Raw genomic sequence first — 1,492 nt, 5'->3', positions numbered from 1 at the left:
CAGTCGTCCGCGTACCGGACCAGCCGGAAGTTGGGCAGACTGCGGCGTCGACGCCTCCGGCGCTCGTTGAGTTCAGTTCCGGGCCCTCCGGGAGCCTGGGCGATGAACTCGTCCAGGACCGAGAGAGCCACGTTGCTGAGCAACGGCGAGAGGATCGAACCCTGCGGGGTGCCGGTGTCGTTGTCCCGCAACAGGCCGTCCTCACCGAGGATGCCCGCCTTGAGGAACGCCTTCACCAGAGCCAGGACGCGCTTGTCCCCGACTCGTGCCCGCACCCGGTCCATCAGGGCCGTGTGCGAGATCTCGTCGAAGCAGGCCTTGATATCGCCTTCCACGATCCACTCGTACTTCTTGGACGTGAGCAGACGCACCTCGGCCACCGCGTCATGGGTCCGGCGGTTCGGGCGGAACCCGTAGGAACACGGGAGGAAATCCGCCTCGAAGATCGGCTCCAGCACCAGCTTCAAGGATGCCTGCACCACCCGGTCGGTGATCGTCGCGATCCCCAGGCGACGCAGCTTGCCGCCCGCCTTGGGGATCATCCGCTCCCGCACCGGCAGGGGACGGAAACTGCGGTCCTTGATCTGCGACCGCAGCATGCCGAGGAACTCCTCGACTCCGACCCTCAGCGCGATGGACGACGCCGTGCGTCCGTCCACCCCGGCAGTACGTGCACCCTTGTTTCCCCGCACCCGGTCCCAGGCCACCAGAAGGAAGCCGGGATCGGCGACGAGATTGAAAAGGTCGTCGAACCTGCGATGAGGATCACCACGAGCCCAACGGTGCAGCTTGGTCTGGATATTCAGTACCCGCAGCTCTGCCCCGAACAGGGCGGACTCCAGATCGTCGGTGTTCACCGGCGATGACCTCCTGACCTTCCAGTAACTTCAGCCACTGACTTGCTGGCCCCCTTGGCCCTGCGACCGGCTTTCCCGGCCTCCTTGACGGGTCGTTACTCCCGCGACTACTACGGGGCCTCCGCCCCACCCGCGGCCATCAGTCGGCAACGGACCTGCCCACCGCCGCACTGGCTGTCCGGCGGTTCGGGCGACCGGAGGTGGTTCCCACGTTCACCACACAATCGATCGGTCAGGGAGGTGCCCAGCTCTACTCCGGCAGCATCGCCACGTCTACGCCGCAGGCTTTCAACGTGGCCTCCCCACCGGAACAGGAAATCCGGCTTCGGAGTTGACCTGCCCGCCCGAAGGCGGCCGCGTCACGCACTGCACACCGGCCCGTATCCACCAGGTTTGAGCCGGCTCACTGCTTACGGAGCTTCAACCACTGGTTCGCTCTCGCTACACCTTCTGACCTCGCTAGACGGACCCGCACCGTCCGGTAGTCCCGGCACGTCCCGCCGTTGTCGGGGCTGCTTGCCGCCCTCCCCGGCGTTCCCCGGATCAGGCTGCCCCCAGCTTCACCAGACCGCTGCGACGGTCCGGCGGAGAAGGCCTTTCACCTCCACTCGATTGCATAGCGCCTCGTGGCGCAC

The 1,492-nt window shown here is 66.4% G+C and carries 1 protein-coding gene; it reads right to left on the bottom strand.

Annotation, left to right across the window (positions count from 1 at the left end; genetic code table 11):
* Positions 1-857: reverse transcriptase domain-containing protein (locus ACIP82_RS37805; RefSeq protein ID WP_400660336.1), on the bottom strand; the 857-nt coding region annotated here is incomplete at its 3' end.
* Positions 858-1,492 lie beyond the last annotated feature (635 nt).

Origin of the sequence: Kitasatospora sp. NPDC088548 (assembly GCF_044753005.1) — a bacterium.
Taxonomy (GTDB): domain Bacteria; phylum Actinomycetota; class Actinomycetes; order Streptomycetales; family Streptomycetaceae; genus Kitasatospora.
This window is presented reverse-complemented; position numbering and strand designations above follow the sequence as displayed.